The organism is Halomonas sp. RT37, assembly GCF_040070525.1.
In the GTDB taxonomy this organism is placed as follows: Bacteria; Pseudomonadota; Gammaproteobacteria; order Pseudomonadales; family Halomonadaceae; genus Halomonas; species Halomonas litopenaei.
This window is the reverse complement of record NZ_CP098827.1, coordinates 1,763,219-1,790,200: the sequence shown is the minus strand read 5'-3', so window position 1 is coordinate 1,790,200 and position 26,982 is coordinate 1,763,219. Positions and strand designations below refer to the sequence as shown.

Here is a 26,982-nt window from a genome sequence, read left to right as displayed (position 1 = left end):
CAACATGATCATGCCGTGACGTTCCTGATGAAGTAACGTCGCGGCCGGGCGCAGCTTCCGCGACATGCGCTGAGCACAAGCACGCTGCACCAACGGTTCACCCTTGCCGTTGCCCATGGGCGCCCTCCGGCGCGCCCATATTGCGAGACAACATGAAACGGATGCTCATCAACGCGACCCAGCCCGAAGAGCTGCGTGTCGCCCTGGTGGATGGACAACGCCTGTACGACCTGGACATCGAATCCGGTGCCAGGGAACAGAAAAAAGCCAATATCTATCGCGGCAAGATCACCCGCGTGGAACCCTCCCTCGAAGCCGCCTTTGTCGATTTCGGCGCCGAACGCCACGGTTTTCTGCCCCTCAAGGAAATTGCTCGCGAGTACTTCGTCAAGGAGCCTTCCGGCCGCCCCAGCATCAAGGAAGTACTGAAGGAAGGTCAGGAAGTCATCGTTCAGGTCGACAAGGAAGAGCGTGGCAACAAGGGCGCCGCCCTGACCACCTTTGTCAGCCTGGCCGGCCGCTTCCTGGTGCTGATGCCCAACAACGCCCGCGCAGGCGGCATCTCGCGTCGCATCGAGGGCGAGGAACGCGCCCAGCTGAAGGAAGCCATGGGCCAGCTCAGCGTGCCCGACAAGATGGGCCTGATCGTGCGTACCGCCGGTATCGGTCGTTCGCCCGAAGAGCTGCAGTGGGACCTCGACTATCTGGTACAGGTGTGGGAATCCATCACCGAGGAAGCCGGCAAGCGCGCCGCCCCCTTCCTGATCTACCGCGAGTCCAATGTCATCATTCGCGCCATGCGCGACTACCTGCGCCAGGATATCGGCGAGGTACTGATCGACAGCCCCGAGGTGCACCAGGAGGCGCTGGCCTTCATTCGCCAGGTGATGCCGTCCTACCAGCAGAAGATCAAGCTTTACGCCGACGAGGTGCCGCTGTTCTCGCGCTTCCAGATCGAGTCGCAGATCGAGACCGCCTACGAGCGTGAAGTGAAGCTGCCCTCCGGCGGCTCCATCGTGATCGACCACACCGAGGCACTGGTGTCCATCGACATCAACTCGGCGCGAGCGACACGCGGCAGTGACATCGAAGAGACCGCGCTGCAGACCAATCTGGAGGCGGCCGACGAGATCGCTCGCCAGTTGCGCCTGCGTGACATCGGCGGCCTGGTGGTCATCGACTTCATTGACATGGGGCCAGCACGCAACCAGCGCGAGGTCGAAAACCGCGCTCGCGACGCCCTCAAGCTCGACCGTGCCCGGGTACAGATCGGCCGTATTTCGCGCTTTGGCCTGATGGAAATGTCGCGTCAGCGTCTGCGTCCGTCCCTCGGCGAAACCAGCGGCGTGGTATGCCCCCGCTGTGACGGCCAGGGCACCATCCGTGACGTGCGTTCGCTCTCGCTGTCGGTCATGCGCCTGATCGAAGAAGAGGCCATGAAGGAGCGCAGCGCTCAGATCCGCGCCATCCTGCCGGTGCCTGTCGCTACCTACCTGCTTAACGAGAAGCGCGCCATCCTGGCCGACATCGAGCGTCGCCAGGGCGTCCGCGTTGTCATCCTGCCAAGCCCGGACATGGACACCCCCCACTACGACGTCCAGCGTCTGCGCGACGACCACGTCGACGAGGAAGGCACCGCCAACGCCTCCAGTTTCGAGCTGTCCACCGACACCGAGGTCGGCAAGGAGCCCGACGCCGCCTTCGGCAAGCCGGTGCAACGCGCCGAAGCCGCGGTCAAGAGCGTGGTCCACAACGCTCCTGCCCCCGCTTCCTTGAGCCAGGAAGAGGCTGCCAGCGAGGACAAGCCCGCACAGCCCAGTCGTCAGCCCAGCGCTCAGGGCGCTCAATCCGGTCGCCAGGCCTCGTCGTCCAGCCGCAGGCAGAGCAGCCCTCAGGCTAATCGCCAGTCAGGCCGTCAGAGCCCCGCAGAGTCTCGTCAGGCGGTTCAGAACGCCGGCCTGTTCGGTCGACTGGTCAAGGGCTTCGCTCGCTTCCTCGGCGGCGAGGAAGAAACCAGTAACGGCGCCGCGAGCGGCAGCCAAGGCTCGAGCAGCACTCGCACTCAGTCCTCGAGTCGCGACGACAATGCTCAGCGCGGCGCCCAACAGCGCAGCGACAACGGCCAGCAGCGCGGTAGCGACACGCGCCAGCGCAATCGCCGTGGTGGCAGCCAGAACGGCCAGCGTCAGAGCACCAATAGATCCAACCGTAGCGATGGCAACAGCCAGGACCGTCGCCAGCAGGATCGCCGTCAGCCGGCCGCCAAGAGCGACGGCCGCACCGACGCTCGCAGCGAGACTCGAAACGACGCACGCACCGACAGCAAGGCAGACACTCGAGCCGACAGAAATGACGGCAACGACAACCGCCAGCGCTCTCGCCGCGACGACAATCGTCAGCAGGACAACCGCCAGGCTGAAGGACGTCAGCAAGAGGGTCGTCAGCAGGAGGGTCGTCAGCAGGAAAACCGCCAGCCGGATAGCCGCAAGAGCGACGACAACAAGTCGCCCCGTTCGGCCAGCCGCGGTGAAACGCAGCAGGCAGATGCTGCCAGCAGCGATGCTGCCAAGGACAGCAAGCCCAAGCGCACCCGCAACAATCCGCGCAACCGCAGCCGCAAGCACGCCATCAACCCCGAGGCGCTGAAAGAGCAGCAACGCCTGCAGGCGGAAGCGGCCGCCGCTCCGGCGACTCAGTCCGAGGCAGGCCAGGCAAGCGCTACGGAGTCCACGTCCGAGCAGGCCAAGCCCGAAGCAAAAGCCGAAGCAAAAGCGGAGCCGAAAGCCGACGCCAAGGCAGAAGCCAAGGCGGAAGAGAAAGCAGAAGCTCCGAAGGCTGACGCCAAGCCTGAGGAGAAAGCTGCAGAGAAAGCCGAGGCGCCCAAGGCTGATACCAAGGCCGAAGCCCAGCCCGAAGAGAAAGCCGAAGAGAAAGCCGAAGCGCCCAAGGCTGACGCCAAGGGCGAAGCCCAGCCCGAAGAGAAAGCCGAGGCTCCCAAGGCTGACGCCAAGCCTGCAGAGAAAGTCGCGGAGAAAGCCGAAGCCGAAGCGCCCAAGGCTGATACCAAGCCCGCGGAGAAAGCCGAGGTGCCCAAGGCTGACGCCAAGCCTGCAGAGAAAGCCGAAGAGAAAGCCGAGGTGCCCAAGGCTGACGCCAAGCCTGCAGAGAAAGTCGCAGAGAAAGCCGAGGCTCCCAAGGCTGACGCCAAGCCTGCAGAGAAAGTCGCAGAGAAAGCCGAAGCCGAAGCGCCCAAGGCTGACACCAAGGCGGAAGAGAAAGCCGAGGCTCCCAAGGCTGACGCCAAGCCTGCAGAGAAAGCCGAAGAGAATGCCGAAGCCGAGGCTGCCAAGGCTGACGCCAAGGCCGAAGAGAAAGCCGAGACTCCCAAGGCTGACGCCCAACCTGCAGAGAAAGCCGTAGCGAAAGCTGCAGAGAAAGCGGAGGCACCCAAGGCCGATGCCAAGGCGGAAGAGAAAGCCGAGGCGCCCAAGACTGACGCCAAGGCCGACGACGCCAGGACAGAAGCCAAGGCAGAAGACGACGCCTTGAGTGGCGCCACTGATGATGGCCAGGCGCCTCGCCGCCGTCGCCGTCGCCGGGCCCACAACGACCCGCGCGAGCGTCGCAAGCTCGAGGCCGAAAAGGCAAGTGACGGCCACAACAGCTGATCACTCGCCGGAAAGCAAAACGCCCGCGTCCAAGGCCGCGGGCGTTTTCATTTATGCGCTTTCGATAGTCACACAGCGCCTTCGGCGCCGGCCAAGTCAGGTGCTGGCCAAGTCAGGTGCTACTAATCAGGCCAGATGCTGGTCAGGCCAGACGCGGCTCTCGTTCGAGCGTCACACCGAAGCGTTCGGCGACCCGCGCGGACACCTGGTCGGCGAACGCCAGCAATTCCGTGGCATTGCCGCCACCGTGGTGCACCAGCACCAGCGCCTGACGATCATGGACGCCAAAGTGACCCTGTCGCCAGCCCTTGAGGCCGCACTGATCGATCAGCCACCCCGCCGCCAGCTTGACCCGTCCGTCTTCCAGTTCATAGGCCGGCATACCCGGATAGCTCTCACGCAGCGCCCCGGCACGCGCCGCCTCGACCACAGGATTCTTGAAGAAGCTGCCGGCATTGCCGAGCTGCTCTGGGTCGGGCAGCTTCTCGCGGCGCACCTGGCAGACCGCCTCGGCCACCGCCAGAGGGCCGGGGTTCTCCCCCACCCGGGACGCCAGATCGCCGTAGCCAAGCTTCGGCGCGCCGTGACGGCTGACCCTCAAGGTGAGGTCGGTTATGATGACCTTGCCGTCCCACTCCCCCTTGAAGCGGCTCTCCCGATAGCCGAAGCCACAGGCACCAGCCGGCAAGCTTTCCACCGCACCACTGTCGCGATGGACCAGGGTCACCGACTCAAGCACATCAGCCAGTTCGACCCCATAGGCACCGATGTTCTGTACCGGTGCCGCACCACAGTGCCCGGGTATCAGCGCCAGATTCTCGATGCCCCACCACCCCTTCGACGCCAGCGCCATGACCAGTCGATGCCAGTTGACCCCGGCACCGACATGCACCAGCGCATCCTGTCCGCGCCGCTCGACCCACCAGTAATCGAGCCGCGGTCGCAGCGTCATCCCCGGCAAATAGTCGGGCAGAATCAGATTGCTGCCGCCGGAGAGCAGGGTCAATCGGCGGTCTCCGACCTGCCTGATCAGGGAGGCGAGCTGATCACGACTGAAGACGTCGACGACCTCTTCGGCGACACAGGGCAGCCCCAGGGTATTGGCTCGGGTCAAGTCCTGATCGAGGCCTATGACGGGCCTCAAGAGGACGCCCCCAGACGTTGCGACAAGGTGGCCACCAGGCCATCGGCGGCACGCTCGATCATCGCGTAGACGCCATCGAAACCGCCCTCGTAGTAGGGGTCCGGCACCGCAACGCCGGGCTCCCCGGCGAACTCCATCAAGAGGCCGATATGGGCCTGGCAATTCGCCGGCGCCTGGCGCTCGAGCACGCTCAAGTTGTCGGCGTCCATCGCCAGCAGGTAGTCACATGTTTCGAAATCGGCGGCCTCGAGCTGGCGACCGCGCAGGGCCGACAGGTCGATACCCCGTTTGCGCGCGGCCTGCTGGGCGCGGGCATCCGGTGGCTCACCTACGTGCCAGGGCCCGGTGCCGCAGGAATCCAGCACCACCCGGTCCGCCAGACCGTGCTCCTCGAGTCGCTGCCTCACTACCCCCTCGGCGGTGGGCGAGCGGCAGATATTGCCCAGACATACGAACAGTACCCGCATGCTTGTCTCCTGATCGTTGGCCTTCACTGGTCCGGCGACGTCTGCTGGCCGCCGAAATGGGCGCGAACCCGCTCAAGATCCTCGGCGGTGTCCACCCCCGCCCCGGGCGTCTGCTCGGCCAGCGCCACCTGGATGGCGTGCCCATAGTGCAGCGCACGCAACTGCTCGAGCTGTTCGAGCTGTTCGATGGGAGCCGGCAGCCACTGGCTGAAGGCCCGCAGAAAGCTCGCTCGATAGGCATAGAGGCCAATATGGCGTAGCCAAGCGTCGGTGGTGAGCAGCGTCGGAGGCTCACGAAAGCCCTCCCGGTCCCAGGGCATCGGGGCGCGAGAAAAGCTCAGCGCCCTGCCCGATGCGGCCCGGGTTACCTTGACCACATTGGGGTTGAACAAGGTATCGACGTCGCCAATGGACTCGGCCAGGGTCGCGACCGAGGCGCCCTCGTCGCGCATCAGACGCCCCGCCACCTGATCGATCAGTTCGGGCGGCAACAGCGGTTCGTCCCCCTGGACGTTGACCAGCACCGCCTCGTCCGGCAGCGCCAGGCGCTCGACCACCTCCGCCAGCCGATCGGTCCCGGTGGTATGGTCCTCGCGGGTCATCACTACCTCGGCGCCCAGCTCGAGCATCACGCTTTCGATGCGCGCATCGTCGGTGGCGATCACCACTCGGCTCGCCGAGGAGCGCCGGGCCTGATCCCAGACCCGGGCGACCATGGGTCGGCCGGCGATATCTGCCAGCGGCTTTCCGGGCAGACGACTCGAGCCGTAACGCGCCGGTATGACAACGATAAAATCCTGCATCGTCTAGCGCTCCTTCACGTCTCGTCCGTGCTGGAGGTGCCCCGCCCGGGGTTGGTCTTGAGGGTCTCGTCGACCTCCATGACCCGCGCCTCCTCGACCAGCATCACCGGGATGCCGTCACGGATCGGATAGGCCAGGCCATCGAACTGGCAGCACAGCTCGCCGGCATCGCGGTCGTAGCGCAGCTTGCCCTGGCACTGGGGGCACACCAGCATCGCCAGTAGTTCCTTGTCCATCATCGTTTCTCCTGTTGAATTTGAGCCTTTGGCGGCAGTGCTCAGTCACTCTGCCGCTGCGCGATCCCGGTATCATGAGCGACCTGCGCATCGTCGGTGCCTCGCCAGGCGGACACTCGCCGATCGAACCAGGCCACGAAGGACGCCTCGGGTCTAGCCTCGACATCCAGGGCCCAGCAATCGTCGGGAACAAAGCTTCGACACTTGACCGCATCCTTGGCGGTCATCACCACAGGTCGCTGGTCGCTGGTCGTCAGGTCGGCCGGGCTGAACCGGTGATGGTCGGAAAAGGGGGCCGGTCGATGGGCGACTCCCAGCTCCGACAGGGTGGTAAAGAAACGCTCCGGATGACCGATCCCTGCCACCGCGGTGACCGGCGTGGCGAAAGGCAGCGGCGTCAGTGGACGCCGCTCGTCGTCACCGACCCTGCGCCAGCAGGCGGGCTCCAGTTGCATGGTGAAGCCGTCGGCGGCAAGCGCGCTCGACGATTCGCCGTTGACGATCAGCGCGTCGATGCGCTCCAGCCGCTCCAGCGGTTCGCGCAGCGGCCCTGCCGGCAGGCAGCGCCCGTTGCCGAAGCCTCGCTTGGCGTCCACCACCACCACCTCGAGATCACGCCCCAGGGCATGGTGCTGAAGACCGTCGTCGGTGACGATGACGTCACAACCGGCGTCGATCAGGCACTGGGCCCCACGCGGGCGGTCCGGATCGACCACCACCGGCAGCCCGGTCTGATCGGCCAGCATTCGCGGCTCATCGCCGCTGGCCGCTACTGGTGTATCGGCGGCAAGGTGCAGCGGGTAGCCATCGGCCTTGCCACCGTAGCCCCGTGACAGAATCCCGGGGCGAAAGCCGTGTTCGGCCAGGTGCCGCCCCATCCAGGCGACCAGCGGCGACTTGCCGGTGCCGCCGAGAGTCAGGTTGCCGACCACGATGACGGGTACCGAAGCGCGCCACACCGGTTTGTCGCCACGCGCAAAGGCGTCGGCTCGCCGGCGTACCTCGCGGCGATAGAGCGCCTCTAGCGGCCGCAGGACGGCAAGCCAGGGAGCCCCACGATAGGCCGCCTCGAGCCAGCGCTGCCCAAGCCCCATCTACGCCTCCTGGAATTGCAGCTGGTGCAACGCGGCGTAGGCACCGCCGTCGCGTTCCAGCAGCTCGGCGTGGGAGCCCTGCTCGATGATCTCGCCCTGCTCCATGACCAGGATGCGGTCGGCCCGTTCGATGGTCGACAGGCGGTGGGCGATGACCAGGGTGGTGCGGTCCTTGCAGACCTCTTCCAGGGCTGCCTGGATATGGCGCTCGGACTCGGTGTCCAGCGCCGAGGTCGCCTCGTCGAGGATCAGGATGGGAGCATCCTTGAAGATCGCCCGAGCGATCGCCATGCGCTGACGCTGACCACCGGAGAGCATCACGCCGTTGTCTCCGACCAGCGCCTGGTAGCCGCCGGGCATGCGCTCGATGAACTCATGGGCGTGGGCGGCGCGGGCCGCCGCCTCGATGTCAGCAGGATCGGCATCGGGGACCCCGTAGGCGATGTTCTCGGCGATGGTGGCGTTGAACAGGGTGACCTGCTGGGACACCAGCGCAATCTGCTGTCGTAGCGCCGTCAGCTGGTACTCCTCGATGGGGGTGCCATCGATCAGGATACGCCCGCCCGTCGGTCGGTAGAAGCGCGGCAACAGGCTGACCAGGGTCGACTTGCCGCTGCCCGAGCGGCCGACGATGGCCACCATCTCGCCCTTGCGCACGTCCAGGTCGATGCCCTTGAGCACCTCGGGCTGATCGTCTCCGTAGGCGAAGCGCACCTGTTCGAGCTGTATCCGCCCCTGCAGGCGCTCGGGCATCAGGGTTCCGGTATCGCGTTCCTCAGGCTCGTCGAGCAGCCCGAACAGTTCACTGGAGGCAGCGATGCCCTTCTGGATGGTGCCGTTGATCTCGCTGAGCGAGCGAATCGGCTTGGCCATCAGCGAGGCGGCGGTGATGAAGGCCACGAATTCACCCGGCGTCATGTTGTCCATCAGCGCCGGTGACATGGCAAGCCACACCAGCAGCGCCAGCGACAGTGCCACCAGCATCTGGATGACCGGGGTGCTGGTGGCCTTGGTCAGGGCCTCCTTCAGGCTCTGGCGACGGTTGACTTCACTGGCGTCGTGGAAGCGCCCCATCTCGTATTTCTCGGCGCCGTGGGTACGCACCACGCGGTAGCCGGTCAATGCCTCGGAGGCGACGTGGGTGACGTCCCCCATGGAGCGCTGGATGCGCTTGGAAATGCGCCGAAAGCGCTTGCTGGCGTAGCTCACCACGCCACCAATCAGCGGCGTCACGGCCATGAACAAGAGCGTCAGCATCCAGTTGGTCCACAGCAGATAGCCCAGCAGGCCGAGTACAAACAGGCCCTCCTGGAGGATTACCGTGATCGCCTTGGTGCCTGCGCCGGTCACCTGCTCCACATGGTAGGTCACCCGCGAGATCAGGTGGCCGGAAGAATGATTGTCAAAGAAGCGCCCCGGCAGCCGCAGCATATGGTTGAAGACGTCACAGCGCAGCGCGTGCACCATGTTGCGTGCAACGTTGCTCATGAAGTAGGTGCCGAGAAAGGTGCCGACCCCCCTGGCGCCGAACATGCCGACGACGAACAGCGGCAGAAACAGACGAAAGGCGGCGTCGGGATTCTGGATGCCATCGATCAGGCGCTTCATCATCTCGGCCAGGGCGGTACTGGACGCCGCGTAGATGGCGTAGCCGACCACGGCGACGAGAAAGGACTTCCAGAAGGGTTTGACGTAACCAAGAAGACGCTTGTAGAGCGTCCAGCCGGAGTATTCGATCACGTTGGCTCCAGTTGCGAGGGAATCGGTCCTGTCTGGCCGCAGCGGATGGTCCAGGTGGCGATCACCCGGACCCGCACGGCCGTCTGCCGCCGACAGCGGACACGGCGTCGCTCCTGGCCGGCCGACACACAGGGCAGTGAGATTCAGTGCCGCGATTCTACCCCATGGCAGGGGCCTTCGACACCGCCACCGGTCAGACGGGGATGGATCCCCTGCGCCGCCGCTATCCCGACCTGCGACAGGAGGATGTTCACCCGCCCATCCACAGCGGTGTCCATCAGGCAACTGCCGGCACGTCGCAGGCGACGCACCACCTGGTCGGCAGGATGACCGAAGCCATTGTAGGCACCGCGGGAAATCACCGCCAGGCGGGGCGGCCTGGCCGCCACCAGGGCGGCGCTGGTGCTGTCCGCACTGCCGTGATGCCCCACCACCAGCACCGCAGGCGTCTGCGGCAACTGTGGAATCAGGAAGCGCTCGACGCGTTTTCCCGCATCGCCGGTAAGCAACACACTGCCACCGGCGGTACTCACCAGCAGCACGCAGGAGCGATCATTGCTGCCATGCCCGGCAACGTCGCTTGCCGTTGCGCTGCCGGCCGAGGCAGGCGGCCACAGAAAGGTGAAGTCGACACCGTCCCAGCGCCAGCCCTCCCCGGCATGACAAGGGTGTCGCGGCGCGTGCGCCGACAGCGCCAGCGTCTCGCCCTCGGGGTGCCACCAATGAGCCACCCGGTGATCGCGCGCCAGGCTGGCGAGTCCTCCTGCGTGGTCCTGGTCGGCGTGGCTGATCACCACCTCGTCGAAGGCTTGCGGAGATGCCCAGATGGACGCCAGCGGCGTAAAGCCGGAGCGAAAGCGAGGACCGCTGTCGTACAGCAGTCGATGACGGGCGGTGATCAGCTCCACCATCAGCCCCTGCCCCACGTCCCAGACCATCAGCCGTACCTCGCCCGGTCCAGGCCTGCCACCGAAGGCCGGCATCATCGCCATGGCCGCAACAAGTGCCAGGAGGCTTGCTGATCGCAGCCCGGCACCCAGGCCAGGCAACAACAGCAGCGCGCCCAGGCCCAGCAGCAGAATGCCGAGCGTCCAGCGCCCTCCTTCTCGCAGTGACTGACCGGGTGACAGTTCGGCGAACATCCGCAACGACGCCAGCATCACCTCAAGGCCCGCTTCGAACAGCCACCAGCTCGCCATCGCCGCCTCAGACGACACCGTCGACAGCATCCAGCCCAGCATCCCCAGCGGCACCAGCACCAGCGTCACCAGGGGGACCGCTACCAGATTGGCCAAGGGGGCCAGCGGCGACATCGTGCCGAGGGCCAGCAGCACCAGGCCCGCCATGGGCAACGCCAGCAACAGCTGGGTGCGCAGCAGCACCGTCAAGGCGCCCTTGATGCCGGAGGTCGCCTGCCTGCCCTGCCACATCAGGATCAGCAGGGCCACGGCACCGAAGGACAGCCAAAGTCCGGGGCGCCACAGCGCCAGGGGATCCCACAGCACGACCACCGCCCAGGCCAGTGCCCAGCCCTGCCACGGCGAAGGAGAATGCCGCCCCCCGGCCACCCAAAGGGCAATAAGGACCATCACCAGGGCCCGCAGCGCCGGCGGTTCGGCGCCGACCAGCCAGACAAAGCCGGTGGTGGCCGTTGCGGCGGCCAGCCACGGCCAACGCAACAGCCGCCAGCGCCCCGGCTGAATCAACCGCGCCACCAGGCGCGACAGGGTCAGCGCCAGCGCCGCCACCAGGCCCACGTGCAGCCCGGACACCACCGCCAGATGGGTCGTCCCTGTCGCATTGAGCAGCGCCCAGTCGTCGGCCTCGAGACGCTCGCCACGGCCCAGGGTCAAGGCCGCCAGCCAGCGCTGCGTCGTCTCATGCAGCGGCTGGCCAGCGAGCTGTCGCAGCAGGGCCTGACGTGGGTCCCCCGGTGCGGCCATCAAGCGTTCGGGCGGCGGTTGTCCGATGACCGACCCGGTGGCGTGGATGCCTTCCCGCCACAGCCAGCGGCGATAGTCGAAGCGGCCGGGATTGGTGAGGCCACCAGGTGGGCGCAGTCGTACATCGAACCGCCAGCGCTCTCCGACAGCCATCATCGTGTGCACTGTTGCCGACGCGGTCTCGACCTCGCCGTCCATGGGGCTATAGCGACTGACCCGTATCCGCTCGAGTCCCGAGCAGTCAGGCAGTCCGGCTTCCAGCGGACGGCAGCTCTCGACCCTCATGGTCAGACGCTGCAGGCCATCGCTCTGACGACTTGCCAACACCCGCCCCTCGACCGTCAGCGGCACCCCGGCAAGCCCCGAGGGCAAGCGGGCCGCCTGCTGCTGCAACAGACAGCCAAGCACCCACAGCCCGGCCAGACACACCAGCAGCGCCGCCGTCCGGCGCAAGGCCAGTGATACCAGTGCCGCCGCTGTCAGCAGATTCAGGCCGAGGGCGGCCTCGGGCAGCGTCAGACCGGCGCCTCCAAGGACGCTGCCCAGGGCCAGCGCCCATGCCAGCGAAAGAGAACAGGTGCCTTGCCAGAGGCGGCCTGACGGCCGACGCATCGATCGTTGCGAGTTTTCGTCAGATTCCATCGCCCTCTCTCTGGAGCCCTGGAGGCTTGGGGCCCCGAAGCCCGACAGCCTGTCGACGGCGTCACGCATGCCCATCGTTGGCCGACGTCATGGCAAGGGCGGCGGCTTGTATGGATAATAGCCACGCATCCGCAGCCTCGAGCTGATTCGCCATGCCGCGTCGACTACTCAAGCGCTATCTGCCCTCGCCGGACGCCCTGCGCCGGCAGCGCTCGCTACGCTTCATGGCGCACCTGATCGCCGACCCCGCCCTGTGGGTGCTGACGCGCCGCAGCGTGGCCAACGCCTTCAGCGTTGGCCTGTTCAGCGCGCTGCTGCCGATCCCGTGTCAGATGGTCGTCGCCGCCCTCGGCGCCCGCGTCGGACGCTGCAATCTGCCGCTGTCGGTGGCTCTGGTGTGGATCACCAACCCGCTGACGATGCCGATCATCTTCTACGCCAACTACTGTCTCGGCGCCTGGCTGATGCAACGCCCGGCGCTGGAGGCGCCCCATCGGCTGACCACCGACTGGCTGCAGTCCCAGTTGCTGGACATCCTGCCGTCCCTGCTGATCGGCTCGCTGGTGGCGGCGATCGCCGTCGGCGGCCTGGCCAACCTGGTGATACGCCTGCTGTGGCGCTGGCAGGTGGCACGCAGCTGGAAGGCACGCGCGCGCCGGCGACGCCGCAGGACCCAGCCGCACTGACCCAGCCGCATCGATCCAGCCGCATCGATCCAGCCGCACTGACTCAGCCGCATCGACCCAGCCTGCGCAAAAGGCCCTGCTCGGCCCGGCGCCGTTCCCGCTAGTCTGCAAAGCCCGGACGAAAAAGCCGGGACGAGAAAGCCCGGACAAGCAATCCCCGACGAAAGAAGGCCCCGATGCGATTGCATCGGGGCCTTCTTCTGGCTTCTTCTGGACGCTGCGAAAGACCTACTCGGCGTGCAGCTTGCCGTTGTCGAGTCTCAGCACGCGGTCCTGATGGGCGGCCAGGGCCGGGTCATGGGTGACGATGACGAAGGCGCAGCGAGCGCTGGCGGCAAGCTCATCCATCAGCGCCAGGATGCTGGCGGCGGTGTGCTTGTCGAGGTTGCCGGTGGGCTCGTCCATCAGCATCAGGCTGGGATCGGTGACCAAGGCCCTGGCGATCGCCGCACGCTGGCGCTCACCGCCGGACAGCTCGCCGGGCTTGTGTTCGGCCCTGGGGCCCAGCCCTACCTTGTCCAGCAGAGCACGCGCCTTGTCCTCGGCGTCACGCTTGCGGCTACCGCGAATGATCAACGGCAGCGCCACGTTCTCCAGCGCCGAGAACTCCGCCAGCAGATGGTGGAACTGGTAGACGAAGCCGATGTGGCGATTGCGGAAGCGCCCGATCTCGGCGTCGCCCATCTTGTGCAACACGGTGTCGGCCACCCGTACTTCGCCGGCGCTGGGGCTGTCGAGGCCTCCGAGCAGGTTGAGCAGGGTGGTCTTGCCGGAGCCGGAACTGCCGACCACCGCGACTCGCTCGCCGGCGTGCACCTTGAGCTCGAGCTGGTCGAGCACCACCAGGTCGGCGGGACCTTCATCGTAGACCCTGGACAACTCGCGGCACTCGAGCATCAGATCGTTGCCGGCGGGGGTCGACGCCTCGACACCAGGCTTGGCGATTACCGAATCATTCATAGCGCAGCACCTCGGCAGGCTGGACCCGCGCCGCGCGCCAGGCCGGATACAGGGTGGACAGGAAAGTCAGCACGAAGGCGGCCCCCACGATCTGATAGACATCGCTCCAGATCAGCTGGGACGGCAGGTCACTGATGAAGTAGACCCCCGCGTCGAGGAAGTGGATACCCAGGGTCGACTCGACGAAGGCAATGATATCGGACACCGTCAGCGCCAGCAGAATACCCAGCGCGACCCCGATGACGATACCGATCACCCCGATGGCGATACCCTGGACCATGAAGATGCCCATGATCGAACCCGGGGTGGCGCCTATGGTCCGCAGGATGGCGATGTCGGCGTGCTTGTCGGTCACCACCATCACCAGGGTCGAGACGATATTGAAGGCAGCCACGGCGATGATCACGGTCAGCAGCAGGCCGATCATGCGCTTTTCCATCTGGATCGCCTGGAACAGGTTGCCCCGGGTGAAGGTCCAGTCGTAGCCGCGATAGCCACCGCCCAGCTCATTGACGATGGCCTGGGTCTCCTGACCGGCCAGGAACAGATCGTCGAGCTCCAGACGCAGCCCGCCAATGCTGTCACCCATGCGCGCCAGGGTCTGCATGTCCTCGATGTTGGCGTAGGCCAGGTTGGCGTCCAGGTCGGCACCGACACTGAAGATGCCACTGACGGTGAAGCGCTTGAGCCTGGGGAAGACGCCTGCCGGGGTGATCGAGGCCTCCGGCACCAGCAGGGTCACGCTGTCCCCCACGTCGACGTTGAGGTTGTTGGCGAGGATGGAGCCGAGCACGATGTGCCACTCCCCTGCCTTGAGGTCGTCCAGCGAGCCACGCGACATGTTCTCGTCGACGATCGACACCCGGCTCTCCCACTCGGGCTCGATGCCGTTGACCATGGCGCCCTGATTGCGCCCGGCCACCGAGAACATGCCCTGCTGCTGGATATAGGGCGCCGCCCCGATGACATGTTCGCGCTGGGTCAGGCGCTCGGCCAGGGGCTGCCAGTCGGTCATCCCACCGGCCTGTTCGATCTGGGTGTGGGGCACCATGCCCAGCACCCGCTGGCGCAGCTCCCGGTCGAAGCCGTTCATCACCGAGAGCACCAGGATCAGCAACGCCACGCCCAGGGTAAGACCCAGCATGGAGGTCAGCGAGATGAACGAAATGAAGTGGTTGCGTCGCTTGGCTCGCACATAACGCAACCCGATCAGAAAGGGCAATCGATCAAGCATGGACTCGTTCCTTGTCGGCGGGCCGTCATGGTACGGTTTTTTGCGAGCGACTGCATCGCCACGGCAGAGGAATTGCGAGATCCTTGCATCTTCGGTCACAGCCGCCTACATTTCGCCGTTTCTTGGCCCCAGGACATGACCCATGCCCCGCCTGCTACCCGAATGGCACCCTCAGGATGCCGTCCAGCTGACCTGGCCCCGCCGCGACAGCGACTGGGCGCCGACGCTGCCCGCCATCGAGGCGATGCTCGAGCAGCTCGCCCTGATCATCAGTCGTTATCAGAGCGTGATCATCGGGGTGCCCGACCACGCTACCGGCGAGGCGCTGTCAGGCCGCCTGGTGGCCCGAGGCGCGCCACCCGAGCGTCTGCGCCTGACCGTGGTCGACGCCGACGACACCTGGGCCCGGGACCATGGCCCGCTGGCGACCGGTGACGGCAACGGCGTTACCTTCCATGACCTCGGCTTCAACGGCTGGGGCGGCAAGTTTCCGGCCGATCGCGACAACACCCTGACCCGCCAGCTCAAGGATGCCGGCTTGATCGCCTGCGCGACAAGCGATAGCGCGGTGATCATGGAGGGCGGCGCCCTGGAGACCGATGGCGAGGGGACGCTGCTGACCACCGAGGCCTGTCTGCTCAATCCCAACCGCAACCCCTCGATGTCACGGGCCGATATCGAGACCTGGCTGGCCGAGACGCTGGGCATCCACCGGGTGCTGTGGCTCTGCCACGGACATCTCGAAGGCGACGATACCGACAGCCATATCGATACCCTGGCGCGCTTCTGTGATCCCCAGACCATCGCCTATGTGCGCTGCGATGATCCGAGCGATGCGCACTACGCCGAGCTCGCCGCCATGGAGCGCGAGCTCAAGGCGCTGACCCGCGCCGACGGCTCGCCCTATCGCCTGGTACCGCTGCCCTGGCCTGGCGCCTGCCATGACGCCGAGGATGGCCACCGCCTGCCGGCCACCTACGCCAACTTCCTGATCATCAACGGGGCGGTGCTGGTGCCGGTCTACGGCGATCGTCACGACCTGGCGGCACTCGACGCCCTGGCCGGGGCCTTCCCCGACCGGGATATCATCCCGGTGGACGCCAGCGCCGCCATCGTTCAACACGGCAGCCTGCACTGCCTGACCATGCAGTGGCCCCAGGGGGCTCTCGCCGCCGCCACCACCACCGCCGAAGGAGACCGCCGATGACGCGCCAATTGACCGTAGGCCTGGTCCAGCAACCCGCCTGGCCCGACAAGGCCAGAAGTCTCGACGCCAGTGAGGCGAGTATCCGCGATCTCGCAGGCCGTGGTGCCAGACTGGTGATGCTGCAGGAACTCCACGCCACCCACTACTTCTGTCAGTACGAGGATCCGGCCCTGTTCGACCTGGCGGAGCCGCTGGACGGGCCCACCGGCACACGACTGGCCGAACTCGCCGCGGAGCTCGACATCGTGCTGATGGGCTCGCTGTTCGAGCGCCGCGCGCCGGGCATCTATCACAACACGGCGGTGGTCTACGACGGCGCCAAGGGCGCGGTGGGTCACTACCGCAAGATGCATATCCCCGACGACCCGGGCTTCTACGAGAAGTTCTACTTCACCCCCGGAGACCATGACGCCACTCTCGGACAAGGGTTCACCCCCATCGACACCTCGGTGGGCCGGCTCGGGGTACTGGTGTGCTGGGATCAGTGGTACCCGGAGGCCGCGCGCCTGATGGCCCTGGCCGGTGCCGAACTGCTGCTCTACCCCACCGCCATCGGCTGGGCGCCGGGCGACGACGACGCCGAAAAGACGCGCCAGAAGGACGCCTGGACGCTGATCCAGCGCAGTCACGCCGTGGCCAACGGTGTCCCGGTGCTGGTCGCCAACCGGGTGGGCCACGAGGAGGATCACTCGAAGGTCAGCGAGGGCATCGACTTCTGGGGCGGCAGCTTTGTCGCCGGGCCCCAGGGGGAGCTGCTGGCCCACGCCGGCACCGAGCCCGAGACCCTGCTGGTGACCCTGGATCTCGACCATGGCGAAAACGTGCGGCGGATCTGGCCCTACCTGCGGGACCGGCGCATCGACGCCTATGGGGACCTGACCCGCCGCTACCGCGACTAGGGCTTGCCGCCAAAGAGCCGGGCTTCGTCGACTTCTCGCATAAAGCCCAGGGCTTGTACGAAAAGCGCCGACGCTCGTCGAGCTTGAGAACAGAGCCACGCGGCAATGGAACGACATGCTCCTGAACGCAAGAAACCCCGCCAGGTCTTCCTGGCGGGGTTTCTTGCATCTGGTAGCTAACGGCCGGTGCTGGCCCTTTTCGCCAATGCCCTAGCGCCAGAAGTCACGGATGGACGCGATCCCCTGGGCCCCCACGGCGCGGGCATGGCTGGCGTCGTGGCGCGTCATGCCCCCCAGCGCGTAGACCGGCATGCCGGCGCGTTCGACCAGTTGCTGGAAGTCATGCCAGCCGATCGGTGCCACTTCCGGATGGGACGGAGTGGTGCGCAGCGGTGACAGGGTCACGAAGTCGCAGCCAATGGCGTGGGCCTGGTCGAGCTGGGCCTTGTCGTGGGTCGAGGCCGCCAACCACTTGGCCTCGGCGATGGGGCGACGCTCCAGGCCCATCAGCCGCTCGCTGGTCAGATGGATACCATCGGCATCGATCCGCTCGAGCAGCTCCGGTTCACCGTTGAGCATCAGCTTGGCACCGTATCGACGGCACAGCGCCAGGGCACGCTCCGCACGGGCCACGTAGGCGTCCTCGTCGAGGGTCTTGGCGCGCAGCTGAACCAGACGCACGCCATCTTCCTCGAGGGCCCGCTCGAGCTTGGCGTCGAAGGCGTCCTCGTCGGCTTCCTCGTCACTGATCAGGTATTCCGAGGGCAGCATCACCGCACGCAGGATCGGCAGGTTGGCGGCCGGGAAGGGATAGCCAATCAGCTCGCCCATGGGCACCCAGCGTACCGCCTGTCCTTCTCGACCGAAGGGCTCACCGGAGAAGTCCTTGACCTGCCAGACGTCGAGCAGAATGTGCTTGTCGGAGTACTCGTGGTGGATGCGAATCAGCGGTTGGGCGCGACGAATCTCGATGCCGAGTTCTTCGTGCAGCTCGCGCTTGAGCGCCTCAAGCCCGGTCTCGTAGGGCGCCAGCTTGCCACCGGGAAACTCCCAAAGGCCGCCGTGGTCCACATTGGAAGGACGCCGGGCCAGCAGCACTTCGTCACCGTTCGGGCTGATGATGGCGGCCGCCGCCACGTGCACCCTTCTCTTCACCATAGTGTTCATTCAACAATACCAGCTTCGGTTCGCGGGCCACGCCCGCACCAGTTTTCAGTCGGGAGGGCGATAAAAGTCGGCATAGGATACCGATTCGCTCGCCGAGATTCATCTGCCGCTGATGCATCGCCGATGGATCGGCTCCACCGCTACCCGCCGGACAGGCAAAAAAGACGACACAGGATACCGATTCACTGGCCGAGATTCATCTGCCGCCGACGAACCCATGCGGAATCAACTGCGGTAGTCGGCGTTGATCGAAACATAGTCGTGGGACAGGTCGGAGGTCCACACCCGCGCGGCAGCGTCACCACGCCCCAGATCGATGGCAATGGTGATCTCTTCTGCCGCCATCACCGCACTGCCGGCGTCCTCACTGTAGCCCTCTGCACGCCCACCGTTCTCGACCAGGCGCACATCGCCCAGATCGATGGTCACCCGATCGACATCGAAGTCCTCGACCCGGGCACGCCCCACCGCGGCGAGGATACGGCCCCAGTTGGCGTCACTGGCGTACAGTGCGGTCTTTACCAGCGGCGAATGGGCCACCGTAAAGGCTACCTCGCGCGCCTCCTCGACGCTCAGGGCGCCGCTGACGTCCAGGGTGACGAACTTGGTCGCACCCTCGCCGTCGCGAATGATCGCCTGGGCCAGCTCCACCAGCACCTCATCGAGGGCCTGACGAAATATCCGCTCGTCATCGTCATCGGCGAGTGCTGCGCCCTGGCCGGTGGCGATCAGCATGCAGGCGTCGTTGGTCGAGGTATCGGAGTCCACGGTGATGCTGTTGAACGAGCGCTTGACGCCCTCCCTGAGCAGGGCATCAAGACGCTCGGACTCGATCGCCGCGTCGGTGGCGACAAAACCCAGCATGGTGGCCATGTCGGGACGGATCATGCCCGACCCCTTGGCGATGCCATTGAGGGTGACAGTGCCCTGCTTGAGCGTTACCTGGCGGGTCGCGCCCTTGGTCCGGGTGTCGGTGGTGAGGATGCCTTCGGCCGCCCGAGCCCAGGCGTCGCCACCGTCGTCGAGCTGGTCGAGCGCCTCTGGCAGGCCACCGAGAAGTCGCTCCATCGGCAGCGGTTCGCCGATCACGCCGGTGGAGAACGGCAGCACCTGGTCGGCCGACACCTCGGCGAGTTCGGCCAGCGCCTGACAGGTGGCGTGGGCGTCGCGCATGCCGATCTCGCCGGTGCCGGCGTTGGCATTGCCGGTATTGATGACCAGGTAGCGAACCGCGTCGCCCGCGGCCAGATGCTGGCGGGCCACATGGACCGGCGCCGCGCAGAAGGCGTTGCGGGTGAAGGTGCCGGACACCCTGGCGCCCGGGGCCACCTCGATCACCACCAGATCACGCCGGCCCGGCTTCTTGATGCCTGCCATGGCACTGCCCAGGCGAACCCCGGGGATCGGCCCCATTGCCGGAAAAATGCTGTCACCGACTGCCATTGTTTTCTCCTTGCGTCAAAGACAACCCCAGGCCTTGAAGCCCGGGGTCGCCGTCGTCATGGGTTGCGAGGCTTGCTCAGCTGAGCTTGCCGCAGCACTGCTTGTACTTCTTGCCGGAGCCGCAGGGGCAGGGATCATTGCGGCCAACCTTGGGGGCGTCTCGACGCACCGGGCGCTGATCGGCAACCTCGTTGACGTGACGCTCGCCGCCCTCGTCGGCCATCTCGGCGTCCGTCGCGGCAGGTGCGTCGTGGCGACTGGCCGCCTGGGCGCTCTCGCGCGCAAGGGCCTCGCGACGCTGACGCTCCAGGGCGTCCACCTCCTCGGGGGCACGCACCTGCACGTGACTGAGGATACGGGTGACGTCGGCCTTGATATTGGTCAGCAGGTTCTGGAACAGCTCGAAGGATTCGCGCTTGTACTCCTGCTTCGGATTCTTCTGAGCGTAGCCACGCAGATGGATACCACGACGCAGATGGTCCATGGACTGCAGGTGTTCCTTCCAGCGGGTGTCCAGCACCTGCAGCATGACCTGCTTCTCGAAGCGCCGCATCAGCTCCTCGCCAGCGATGGCGACCTTGGCCTGGTAGGTCTCGCGATGCTGGGTCTGCAGGCGTTCGCGCAGCTGCTCCTCGTGGAAGCGCTCGTCCTCCTCGGCCCACTGCACCACCGGCGCGTCCAACTGGTACTCGCTCTTGAGGTGAGCCTCGAGCCCCGCCAGGTCCCACTGCTCGGGCAGGCTCTGGGGCGGCACGTAGGCACTGATGGCCTCGTCCAGCACCTCTTCACGAATGCCCATGACGTTGTCGGAGACGTCGCTGGCGGCCAGGATCTCGTTGCGCTGCTCGTAGATCACGCGACGCTGATCGTTGGCCACGTCATCGTACTCGAGCAGCTGCTTGCGGATATCGAAGTTGCGTCCCTCGACCTTCTTCTGAGCACGCTCGACGGCGTTGGACACCATCTTGTGCTCGATGGCCTCGCCCCGCTCCAGGCCAAGCGCCTGCATCAGCTTCTGCACCCGTTCGGAACCGAACAGACGCATCAGGTTGTCTTCCAGCGACAGGAAGAAGCGGGTCGAGCCCGGGTCGCCCTGGCGGCCACTACGACCACGCAGCTGATTGTCGATGCGCCGTGACTCATGGCGCTCGGAGCCGATGACGTGCAGACCACCGGCGGCCAGCACCGCCTCGTGGCGCTCGCGCCAGGCCTCCTTCAATGCCTCGACCTCGGCGTCGCTGGCGTTTTCCAGCTTGGCCGCTTCGGCCTCCCAGTTGCCGCCGAGCACGATATCGGTACCACGACCGGCCATGTTGGTCGCGATGGTCACCGCACCTGGGCGCCCGGCCTGGGCGATGACCTCGGCCTCGCGCTGGTGCTGCTTGGCGTTGAGCACGTTGAAGTCGATGCCCGCCTTGCGCATCAACTCGGCCAGGTATTCGGACGTCTCGATGGACGCGGTACCCACCAGCACCGGACGGCCGGCCTCGACCTGGACCTTGACGTCCTCGATGATCGCCTCGAACTTCTCTTCGGCGCTGAGGTAGACGAGGTCGTTCATGTCCTTGCGCGCCAGCGGCCTGTTGGTGGGGATGACCACCACATCGAGCCCGTAGATCTGACGGAATTCGAAGGCCTCGGTATCGGCGGTACCGGTCATCCCGGACAGCTTCTCGTACAGGCGGAAGTAGTTCTGGAAGGTGGTGGAGGCCAGGGTCTGGCTCTCGCGCTGGACGGTCACACCCTCCTTGGCTTCCACCGCCTGGTGCAGGCCCTCTGACCAGCGACGTCCCGGCATGGTACGCCCGGTGTGTTCGTCGACGATGACCACCTGTCCCTCGCTGACGATGTAGTCGACGTCAGGGTGGTACAGGTGGCGCGCACGCAGCGCCGAGTGCATATGCTGCAACAGGTTGAGGTTCTGGGCGGCGTAGAGCGAGTCGTCCTCGCCGAGCAGCCCCTGGGCGCGCATCAGCTCCTCGACCTTGTGGTGGCCGCGCTCGGTCACCTCGACCTGCTTCTGCTTCTCGTCGAGGGTAAAGTCGCCGCTTTCGGGATCTTCCTCGTCGCTGCAGGGGGTGAGCTCCCTGGCGAGCCGATCCACCACCTTGTACAGCTCGGTGTTCTCGTCCACCGCACCGGAGATGATCAGCGGCGTGCGCGCCTCATCGATAAGGATGGAGTCCACCTCGTCGACGATGGCAAAGTGCAGTTCCCGCTGAACCTTGTCTTCCAGCGAAAACGCCATGTTGTCGCGCAGGTAGTCGAAGCCGAACTCGTTGTTGGTGCCGTAGGTGATGTCGCAGGCGTAGGAGTCACGCTTCTCCTCGGAGGTCTGGCCGGAGTAGATCACGCCTACCGACAGGCCGAGGAACTCGTACAGGGGGCGCATCCAGTTGGCGTCACGCCGGGCCAGGTAGTCGTTGACCGTGACCACGTGCACGCCCTTGCCGGGCAAGGCGTTGAGGTACACCGCCAGGGTCGCGACCAGGGTCTTGCCCTCACCGGTCTTCATCTCGGCGATCCGGCCGCGGTTCAAGGTCATGCCGCCGATCAGCTGTACGTCGAAGTGACGCATGCCCATCACCCGCTTGCTGGCCTCGCGCACGGTGGCAAAGGCTTCGGGCAACAGGGCATCGAGCGACTCACCGGCCGCCAGACGCTCACGGAACTCAGCGGTGCGGGCGGCCAGCGCAGCGTCATCGAGGGCTTCGAGGCTCGGCTCGAGCTCATTGACGGCGCGAACCTGGCGGGACATGCGCTTGACGTCGCGGTCGTTCTTGGAGCCGACGACTTTACGCAGCAGAGAATTGATCATGAAACTTCCTGAAATCTGGAACCTGAAAAAGAGGCCGCCAGGCATTGGCGACCGTCACGCTTCATCGAATTCAGGCGATGTCAGGAGGACCCCGGCGGGACACCACGTCGAGGGCGGCCACCGGCACCAGCATTGGCGCCGACCAGGCCACCGACGGGGACGATGGTTTGGGCAGGGTCTTGAGGGGATGTCGGGCCAGCCGATGGCGGCAGGCCTTGAGCATGGTATGGGCCCGGATGACCGCCGGCGCCATGATGCAGATCTGCACCAGTCGCTCGGTGGCTCGGGGAGATTCGGCGGCGCTCAGGCTCGCCGGCAGCAGGCAGCCCACCAGCAGCCCTGCCAACCACCATCTGGCCACCCGACGGGCACGAGCCTCGCGGGGGCAGCAGCGATGTGGGTCGATGGCAGTCATGCTGTCGGGGAACTCCCTGGCGTGCTAGTCTCGGGCCGGCGCCATGCCGGCTGCCCATCACTCGAGCGGCCATCATGCAAACGGCCATGACACCTGCGTTCCACAGACGAACGCCGCCGAGCAACAAATTCATTGATCCTGGGGCATCCCAAGACACAAGCACATGAGTATAAAGGTTAAGCGGTTCCGCGCCCAGTCCATGACAGGGCTTCTTCAGGGCCGCGGCGAACTGGGCGGACTGATGCGCATGGCGCGCCTGATCGAGCGCGCTCAGGAGCATCTGCGCAATGAACTCTCGCCCACTCTGGCGGAACACCTGTTTGTCGGTGGCTTCCGTGACGGCCGCCTGACCCTGATCACCGACGGCGCAGCCTGGCTGACCCGTCTGCGCTACGAACAGCCGCGTCTGCTCGACTGCCTGCACCAGTTGCCGGAGTTCCAGGCGGTGACCGGCTTCCACCTCAAGGTACGTCCGGTGCGCCCGGCCAAGGTGGCGCCGCGCCAGGTAAGGCGCCTGCCCGCCCAGGCCGGTGACGAGCTCTCGAGCTGCGCCGCCGATGTCGAGGATCCGCGACTCAAGCGCGCCCTGGAGCGCCTGGCGGCCCACGCCGAGTCGCCTTCAGGGAAAGACGACGCCTAACCCCATCGGCGTTCCCCGCACATGAATCGCCGCGGCCTCCCGACCCTGCCCGCGCCGCTTGGCGACGCCGAACATGACGTGAACATGAGGCGAACATGAAACCCCAGACAGCAGAACGCCGCCCCGAGGGGCGGCGTTCATGCGAGTGATGGCCGAAGACAAGTTGCTACGGAAGACTGGCGATCTGCGGGGCTAACCTTGGCCTGGCCATCACCGAGGCTCGCATCACGCCATGGCCGGTGCCGCGTAGGAAATCGGCGCCGATTCGGCTTCGCTCTCGTAGGTCACGATCTCCCAGGCCTCGGGCTGCTCGATGAGCGCACGACACAGCTGGTTGTTCAGCGCATGGCCGGACTTCACGCCACGGAACTCGCCGATCAGGCTGTGGCCGAGCTGGTAAAGGTCACCGATGGCGTCCAGCACCTTGTGCTTGACGAACTCGTCGTCGTAGCGCAGACCACCGTCGTTCACGATGCGGTAGTCGTCCACCACGATGGCATTGTCGAGGCTGCCACCAAGCGCCAGGTTGTTCGAGCGCAGGTACTCGAGATCACGCATGAAGCCGAAGGTCCGCGCGCGAGACACCTCCTTGACGAAGGACGTCGTGGAGAAGTCGACCATGGCGGTCTGCTTCTGGTCCTCGAACACTGGGTGATCGAAGTCGATGGCAAAGGAGACCTTGAAGCCCTGATGGGGCAGGAAGACGGCTTCCTTGTCGCCTTCGCTGACCTTGATCTCACGCTTGATGCGGATGAACTTCTTGGCCGCGCTCTGCTCCTGGATCCCGGCGGACTGGATCAGGAACACGAAGGGTCCGGCACTACCGTCCATGATCGGCACTTCGGGCGCGCTCACATCGACGTAGGCATTGTCGATGCCGAGACCCGCGAAGGCGGACATCAGGTGCTCCACGGTCGCGACCTTCTCACCATTCTGAGACAGGGCGGTGCAGAGAGTGGTGTCGGTCACATTCAACGCCTGGGCGGGAATGCGGACTTCCGGCTCGAGGTCGGTGCGCACGAACACAATGCCCGTGTCCACCGGCGCGGGGCGAAGCGTCAGGTAGACCTTCTTGCCGGAGTGCAGTCCCACGCCCGTGGCGCGGATGACATTCTTGAGGGTACGTTGTCTGATCATTGTGCAGTCGCCAGGCAGTCGTTGGTTATCAAACACCGTTCACTATAACACCAAACGGACGTTTCAACAAAAAAACATCGCCTTTCGATCCCTGCACCCCGGAAATTTCGCGCACTCTGCTCTCGATCAGTCCGCCTGACGCCGCAGGAAGGCGGGAATATCGAGATAATCGTCCAACTCCTGAGACTTGCGCTTCTCGGCCTGCGGTCGCGGTGATTCCTGCGCCTCTGGCTTGCTCGCTGCGGCCACACCGGCGCCGCCCTGGGCGCGATTGATCGCACTCTGCTGAGGACGCTGGCGCGCCTCGGGACGACGAACCTGCTGCTGCGCCGCCGGCTTCTGCTGGCGTGACACCTGATTGTCGAGACCCGCCGCGACCACGGTGACCCGCAGTTCGTCGGTCATGTCCATGTCGATGGAGGTACCCACGACGATGGTGGCGTCCTGGGAGGCGAACTCCTGCACCGTGGCGCCGACGTCGTTGAACTCACCGATCGACAGATCCGGCCCAGCGGTGATGTTGACCAGGATGCCGCGAGCGCCGTGCAGATCGATATCCTCGAGCAGCGGGCTGCGGATCGCCTTCTCGGCGGCCTCGCGTGCGCGATTTTCGCCGGTGGCACCACCGGTGCCCATCATCGCCATGCCCATCTCTGACATCACGGTGCGCACGTCGGCGAAGTCGACGTTGATGATGCCCGGGCTGGTGATCAGCTCGGCGATACCCTGTACGGCACCCAGCAGGACGTCATTGGCGGCGCTGAAGGCAGTCAGCAGTGTCGCGCTCTTGCCAAGCACGGACAGAAGCTTCTCGTTGGGAATGGTGATCAGCGAGTCGACATGCTCGGACAGCTCCTTCATGCCCTCTTCCGCTGCGCGCATGCGCTTGGGGCCTTCGAAGGGGAACGGGCGGGTGACCACCGCGACGGTCAGGATGCCCAGCTCCTTGGCGACCTGGGCGACCACCGGTGCCCCGCCGGTGCCGGTACCACCACCCATGCCGGCGGTGATGAAGACCATGTCGGCGCCACCGAGCAACTCGGCGATCCGCTCACGATCTTCCATCGCGGCCTGACGACCCACTTCGGGGTTGGCACCGGCGCCAAGCCCCTTGGTGATCTCGCTGCCGAGCTGCAACACGGTCTTGGCGGAGACGCGCTTGAGCGCCTGGGCATCGGTATTGGCGCAGATGAACTCCACCCCTTCGATGCTGCTCTCGACCATGTGATTGACGGCATTGCCGCCGCCGCCACCGACGCCGATGACCTTTATGACCGCGCTGCTTGAGGGCGCGCTATCTACGACTTCGAACATTTGCCCCGTCTCCTGAGCCGCTTGTGCGGCCCTTTCAGAAATTTCCTTTGAACCAGCCTTTGATCTTTTCCAGCGCCGGAGTCCTTTCCTCTGGTCCACGCCGGGAGACGTCCTCGCGTCTCGATTGCGACGAGATGGTGCCACCCTGCCCCTGGTGGACACGACCCTGACGGGCCTCATGTAGAGCGTAATGTAACAAACCGACACCCGTCGAATAAATCGGATTTCGCACCACGTCGGCCAGGCCCCTCACATTCTGCGGACAAGCGACCCTGACCGGCATGTGAAATATCTCTTCGGCAAGCTCCACCACACCTTCCATGCGTGATGTGCCACCGGTCAACACCACCCCTGCGGCGACCAGATCCTCAAAGCCGCTGCGGCGCAGTTCGTCGCGCACCAGGGTGAACAATTCCTCGTAACGCGGCTCGACCACTTCGGCCAGCGACTGTCGAGACAGGTCTCTGGCGGGACGGTCTCCGACACTCGGTACCTTGATCATTTCGTCGCTGGAAGCCAGCTGGGTCAGCGCACAGGCGTACTTGACCTTGATCTCCTCGGCATACTGAGCCGGGGTACGCAGCGCCATGGCGATATCGTTGGTGACCTGGTCACCGGCGATCGGTATCACCGCAGTGTGGCGAATGGCGCCCTCGGTGAATACCGCGATATCGGTGGTGCCCCCGCCAATGTCGACCATGCAGACGCCCAGCTCACGCTCATCCTCGGTCAGCACGGCATGACTGGAAGCCAGCTGCTCGAGGATGATGGCGTCGACGTCGAGCCCACAGCGACGCACGCACTTCTCGATGTTCTGTACCGCGTTGAGCGCGGCGGTCACCAGATGAACGCGTGCCTCCAGACGCACCCCCGACATGCCCAGCGGCTCACGGATACCACCCTGGGTGTCGATGGCGAACTCCTGGGGCAACACGTGCAGCACCCGCTGCCCTTCGGAAATGGCCCTGGCCCGCGCCGAGTCGATCACTCGCTCGATATCGGAAGGCGCAACTTCGCGCTCCTTGATCGCCACGACCCCGTCGGAATTCATGGAACTGATATGACTGCCGGCAATGCCCACATAAACCGAATGTATGTCGCAACCGGCCATCAACTCAGCTTCTTCAACCGCACGCTGAATCGACTGGACCGTGGATTCGATATTGATCACCACTCCCTTCTTCATGCCACGGGAGGGATGAGAGCCGATACCGGCAATTTCGATACCACCATCGTCGGTGGGTTGCCCCACGATCGCGACGACCTTGGATGTTCCGATATCCAGCCCGACTACCATATTGGACACGTTGGATGGACCTGCCATG

General features: G+C 65.5%; 21 protein-coding genes. 5 read left to right on the top strand and 16 right to left on the bottom strand.

What is annotated here, in order from left to right; translation table 11 throughout:
- Positions 1–152: 152 nt before the first annotated feature.
- Positions 153–3,668: a ribonuclease E gene (gene rne, locus NFG58_RS07785; protein ID WP_348827900.1), complete on the top strand. Its 3,516-nt coding sequence runs from the start codon at positions 153–155 to the stop codon at positions 3,666–3,668.
- 142 nt (positions 3,669–3,810) lie between these two features.
- Here the strand turns inward: rne and murB are convergent, their stop codons facing one another.
- From murB to NFG58_RS07750, 7 genes are all read right to left on the bottom strand, one after another.
- Positions 3,811–4,782 (bottom strand): UDP-N-acetylmuramate dehydrogenase, encoded by a 972-nt coding sequence (gene murB / locus NFG58_RS07780; RefSeq protein ID WP_240184122.1) that lies wholly within the window; start codon positions 4,780–4,782, stop codon positions 3,811–3,813.
- A 26-nt stretch (positions 4,783–4,808) separates the two neighbouring features.
- Complete coding sequence (locus NFG58_RS07775) at positions 4,809–5,279, bottom strand: low molecular weight protein-tyrosine-phosphatase (RefSeq protein WP_124804364.1); 471 nt, start codon at positions 5,277–5,279, stop codon at positions 4,809–4,811.
- Positions 5,280–5,302: 23 nt separating this feature from the next.
- Positions 5,303–6,082 carry a 3-deoxy-manno-octulosonate cytidylyltransferase gene (gene kdsB, locus NFG58_RS07770; protein ID WP_108132673.1) on the bottom strand — a complete coding sequence of 260 codons (780 nt, stop codon included), beginning with the start codon at positions 6,080–6,082 and terminating at the stop codon, positions 5,303–5,305.
- A gap of 14 nt (positions 6,083–6,096) precedes the next feature.
- Positions 6,097–6,318 carry a Trm112 family protein gene (locus NFG58_RS07765; protein ID WP_108132807.1) on the bottom strand — a complete coding sequence of 74 codons (222 nt, stop codon included), beginning with the start codon at positions 6,316–6,318 and terminating at the stop codon, positions 6,097–6,099.
- 41 nt (positions 6,319–6,359) lie between these two features.
- The gene (gene lpxK / locus NFG58_RS07760; RefSeq protein WP_348815806.1) at positions 6,360–7,412 is read right to left on the bottom strand and encodes a tetraacyldisaccharide 4'-kinase; all 1,053 of its coding nucleotides are present in this window, start codon (positions 7,410–7,412) and stop codon (positions 6,360–6,362) included.
- Positions 7,413–9,149, bottom strand: a complete 1,737-nt coding sequence (msbA, locus tag NFG58_RS07755) for a lipid A export permease/ATP-binding protein MsbA (RefSeq protein ID WP_045993428.1) — start codon at positions 9,147–9,149, stop codon at positions 7,413–7,415.
- Between the two features lie 146 nt (positions 9,150–9,295).
- Complete coding sequence (locus NFG58_RS07750; protein ID WP_348827899.1) at positions 9,296–11,737, bottom strand: DNA internalization-related competence protein ComEC/Rec2; 2,442 nt, start codon at positions 11,735–11,737, stop codon at positions 9,296–9,298.
- A gap of 152 nt (positions 11,738–11,889) precedes the next feature.
- Here NFG58_RS07750 and NFG58_RS07745 point away from each other — a divergent pair, with 152 nt between their 5' ends.
- The gene (locus tag NFG58_RS07745) at positions 11,890–12,423 is read left to right on the top strand and encodes a DUF2062 domain-containing protein (protein WP_045993394.1); all 534 of its coding nucleotides are present in this window, start codon (positions 11,890–11,892) and stop codon (positions 12,421–12,423) included.
- Between the two features lie 228 nt (positions 12,424–12,651).
- On the opposite strand, the gene NFG58_RS07740 is transcribed toward NFG58_RS07745, so the two are convergent.
- On the bottom strand, positions 12,652–13,383 hold the full coding sequence (locus NFG58_RS07740; RefSeq protein ID WP_045993393.1) for an ATP-binding cassette domain-containing protein: 732 nt from the start codon (positions 13,381–13,383) through the stop codon (positions 12,652–12,654).
- Positions 13,376–14,617, bottom strand: coding sequence for a lipoprotein-releasing ABC transporter permease subunit (locus NFG58_RS07735; protein ID WP_348827898.1), 1,242 nt, complete (start codon positions 14,615–14,617; stop codon positions 13,376–13,378). The genes NFG58_RS07740 and NFG58_RS07735 overlap by 8 nt, the downstream gene beginning before the upstream one ends.
- A 142-nt stretch (positions 14,618–14,759) precedes the next feature.
- Here NFG58_RS07735 and NFG58_RS07730 point away from each other — a divergent pair, with 142 nt between their 5' ends.
- Both NFG58_RS07730 and NFG58_RS07725 read left to right on the top strand, forming a co-directional pair.
- Positions 14,760–15,824, top strand: coding sequence for an agmatine deiminase family protein (locus NFG58_RS07730; RefSeq protein ID WP_348827897.1), 1,065 nt, complete (start codon positions 14,760–14,762; stop codon positions 15,822–15,824).
- Positions 15,821–16,723, top strand: coding sequence for a carbon-nitrogen hydrolase (locus NFG58_RS07725; RefSeq protein WP_348827896.1), 903 nt, complete (start codon positions 15,821–15,823; stop codon positions 16,721–16,723). Before NFG58_RS07730 ends, NFG58_RS07725 begins: the two co-directional genes overlap by 4 nt.
- Positions 16,724–16,933: 210 nt before the next feature.
- On the opposite strand, the gene NFG58_RS07720 is transcribed toward NFG58_RS07725, so the two are convergent.
- From NFG58_RS07720 to NFG58_RS07705, 4 genes are all read right to left on the bottom strand, one after another.
- Complete coding sequence (locus NFG58_RS07720) at positions 16,934–17,881, bottom strand: Nudix family hydrolase (protein WP_045993389.1); 948 nt, start codon at positions 17,879–17,881, stop codon at positions 16,934–16,936.
- 234 nt (positions 17,882–18,115) lie between these two features.
- A complete protein-coding gene (gene argJ / locus NFG58_RS07715) occupies positions 18,116–19,333 on the bottom strand; it encodes a bifunctional glutamate N-acetyltransferase/amino-acid acetyltransferase ArgJ (RefSeq protein ID WP_222516966.1) in 1,218 nt (405 codons plus the stop codon).
- 76 nt (positions 19,334–19,409) lie between these two features.
- On the bottom strand, positions 19,410–22,151 hold the full coding sequence (secA, locus tag NFG58_RS07710) for a preprotein translocase subunit SecA (protein ID WP_213228685.1): 2,742 nt from the start codon (positions 22,149–22,151) through the stop codon (positions 19,410–19,412).
- 70 nt (positions 22,152–22,221) lie between these two features.
- The gene (locus NFG58_RS07705) at positions 22,222–22,566 is read right to left on the bottom strand and encodes a hypothetical protein (protein ID WP_222569329.1); all 345 of its coding nucleotides are present in this window, start codon (positions 22,564–22,566) and stop codon (positions 22,222–22,224) included.
- A gap of 163 nt (positions 22,567–22,729) precedes the next feature.
- Between NFG58_RS07705 and NFG58_RS07700 the strand changes: the two genes are divergently transcribed.
- A complete protein-coding gene (locus NFG58_RS07700) occupies positions 22,730–23,206 on the top strand; it encodes a DciA family protein (protein ID WP_045993385.1) in 477 nt (158 codons plus the stop codon).
- 225 nt (positions 23,207–23,431) lie between these two features.
- Here NFG58_RS07700 and lpxC read toward each other — a convergent pair whose 3' ends face one another.
- From lpxC to ftsA, 3 genes are all read right to left on the bottom strand, one after another.
- Positions 23,432–24,343, bottom strand: a complete 912-nt coding sequence (gene lpxC, locus NFG58_RS07695) for a UDP-3-O-acyl-N-acetylglucosamine deacetylase (protein WP_045993384.1) — start codon at positions 24,341–24,343, stop codon at positions 23,432–23,434.
- A 126-nt stretch (positions 24,344–24,469) separates the two neighbouring features.
- The gene (gene ftsZ / locus NFG58_RS07690) at positions 24,470–25,657 is read right to left on the bottom strand and encodes a cell division protein FtsZ (RefSeq protein ID WP_045993383.1); all 1,188 of its coding nucleotides are present in this window, start codon (positions 25,655–25,657) and stop codon (positions 24,470–24,472) included.
- Positions 25,658–25,691: 34 nt separating this feature from the next.
- Positions 25,692–26,981: a cell division protein FtsA gene (gene ftsA / locus NFG58_RS07685; protein ID WP_045993382.1), complete on the bottom strand. Its 1,290-nt coding sequence runs from the start codon at positions 26,979–26,981 to the stop codon at positions 25,692–25,694.
- Between the last annotated feature and the right edge of the window lies 1 nt (position 26,982).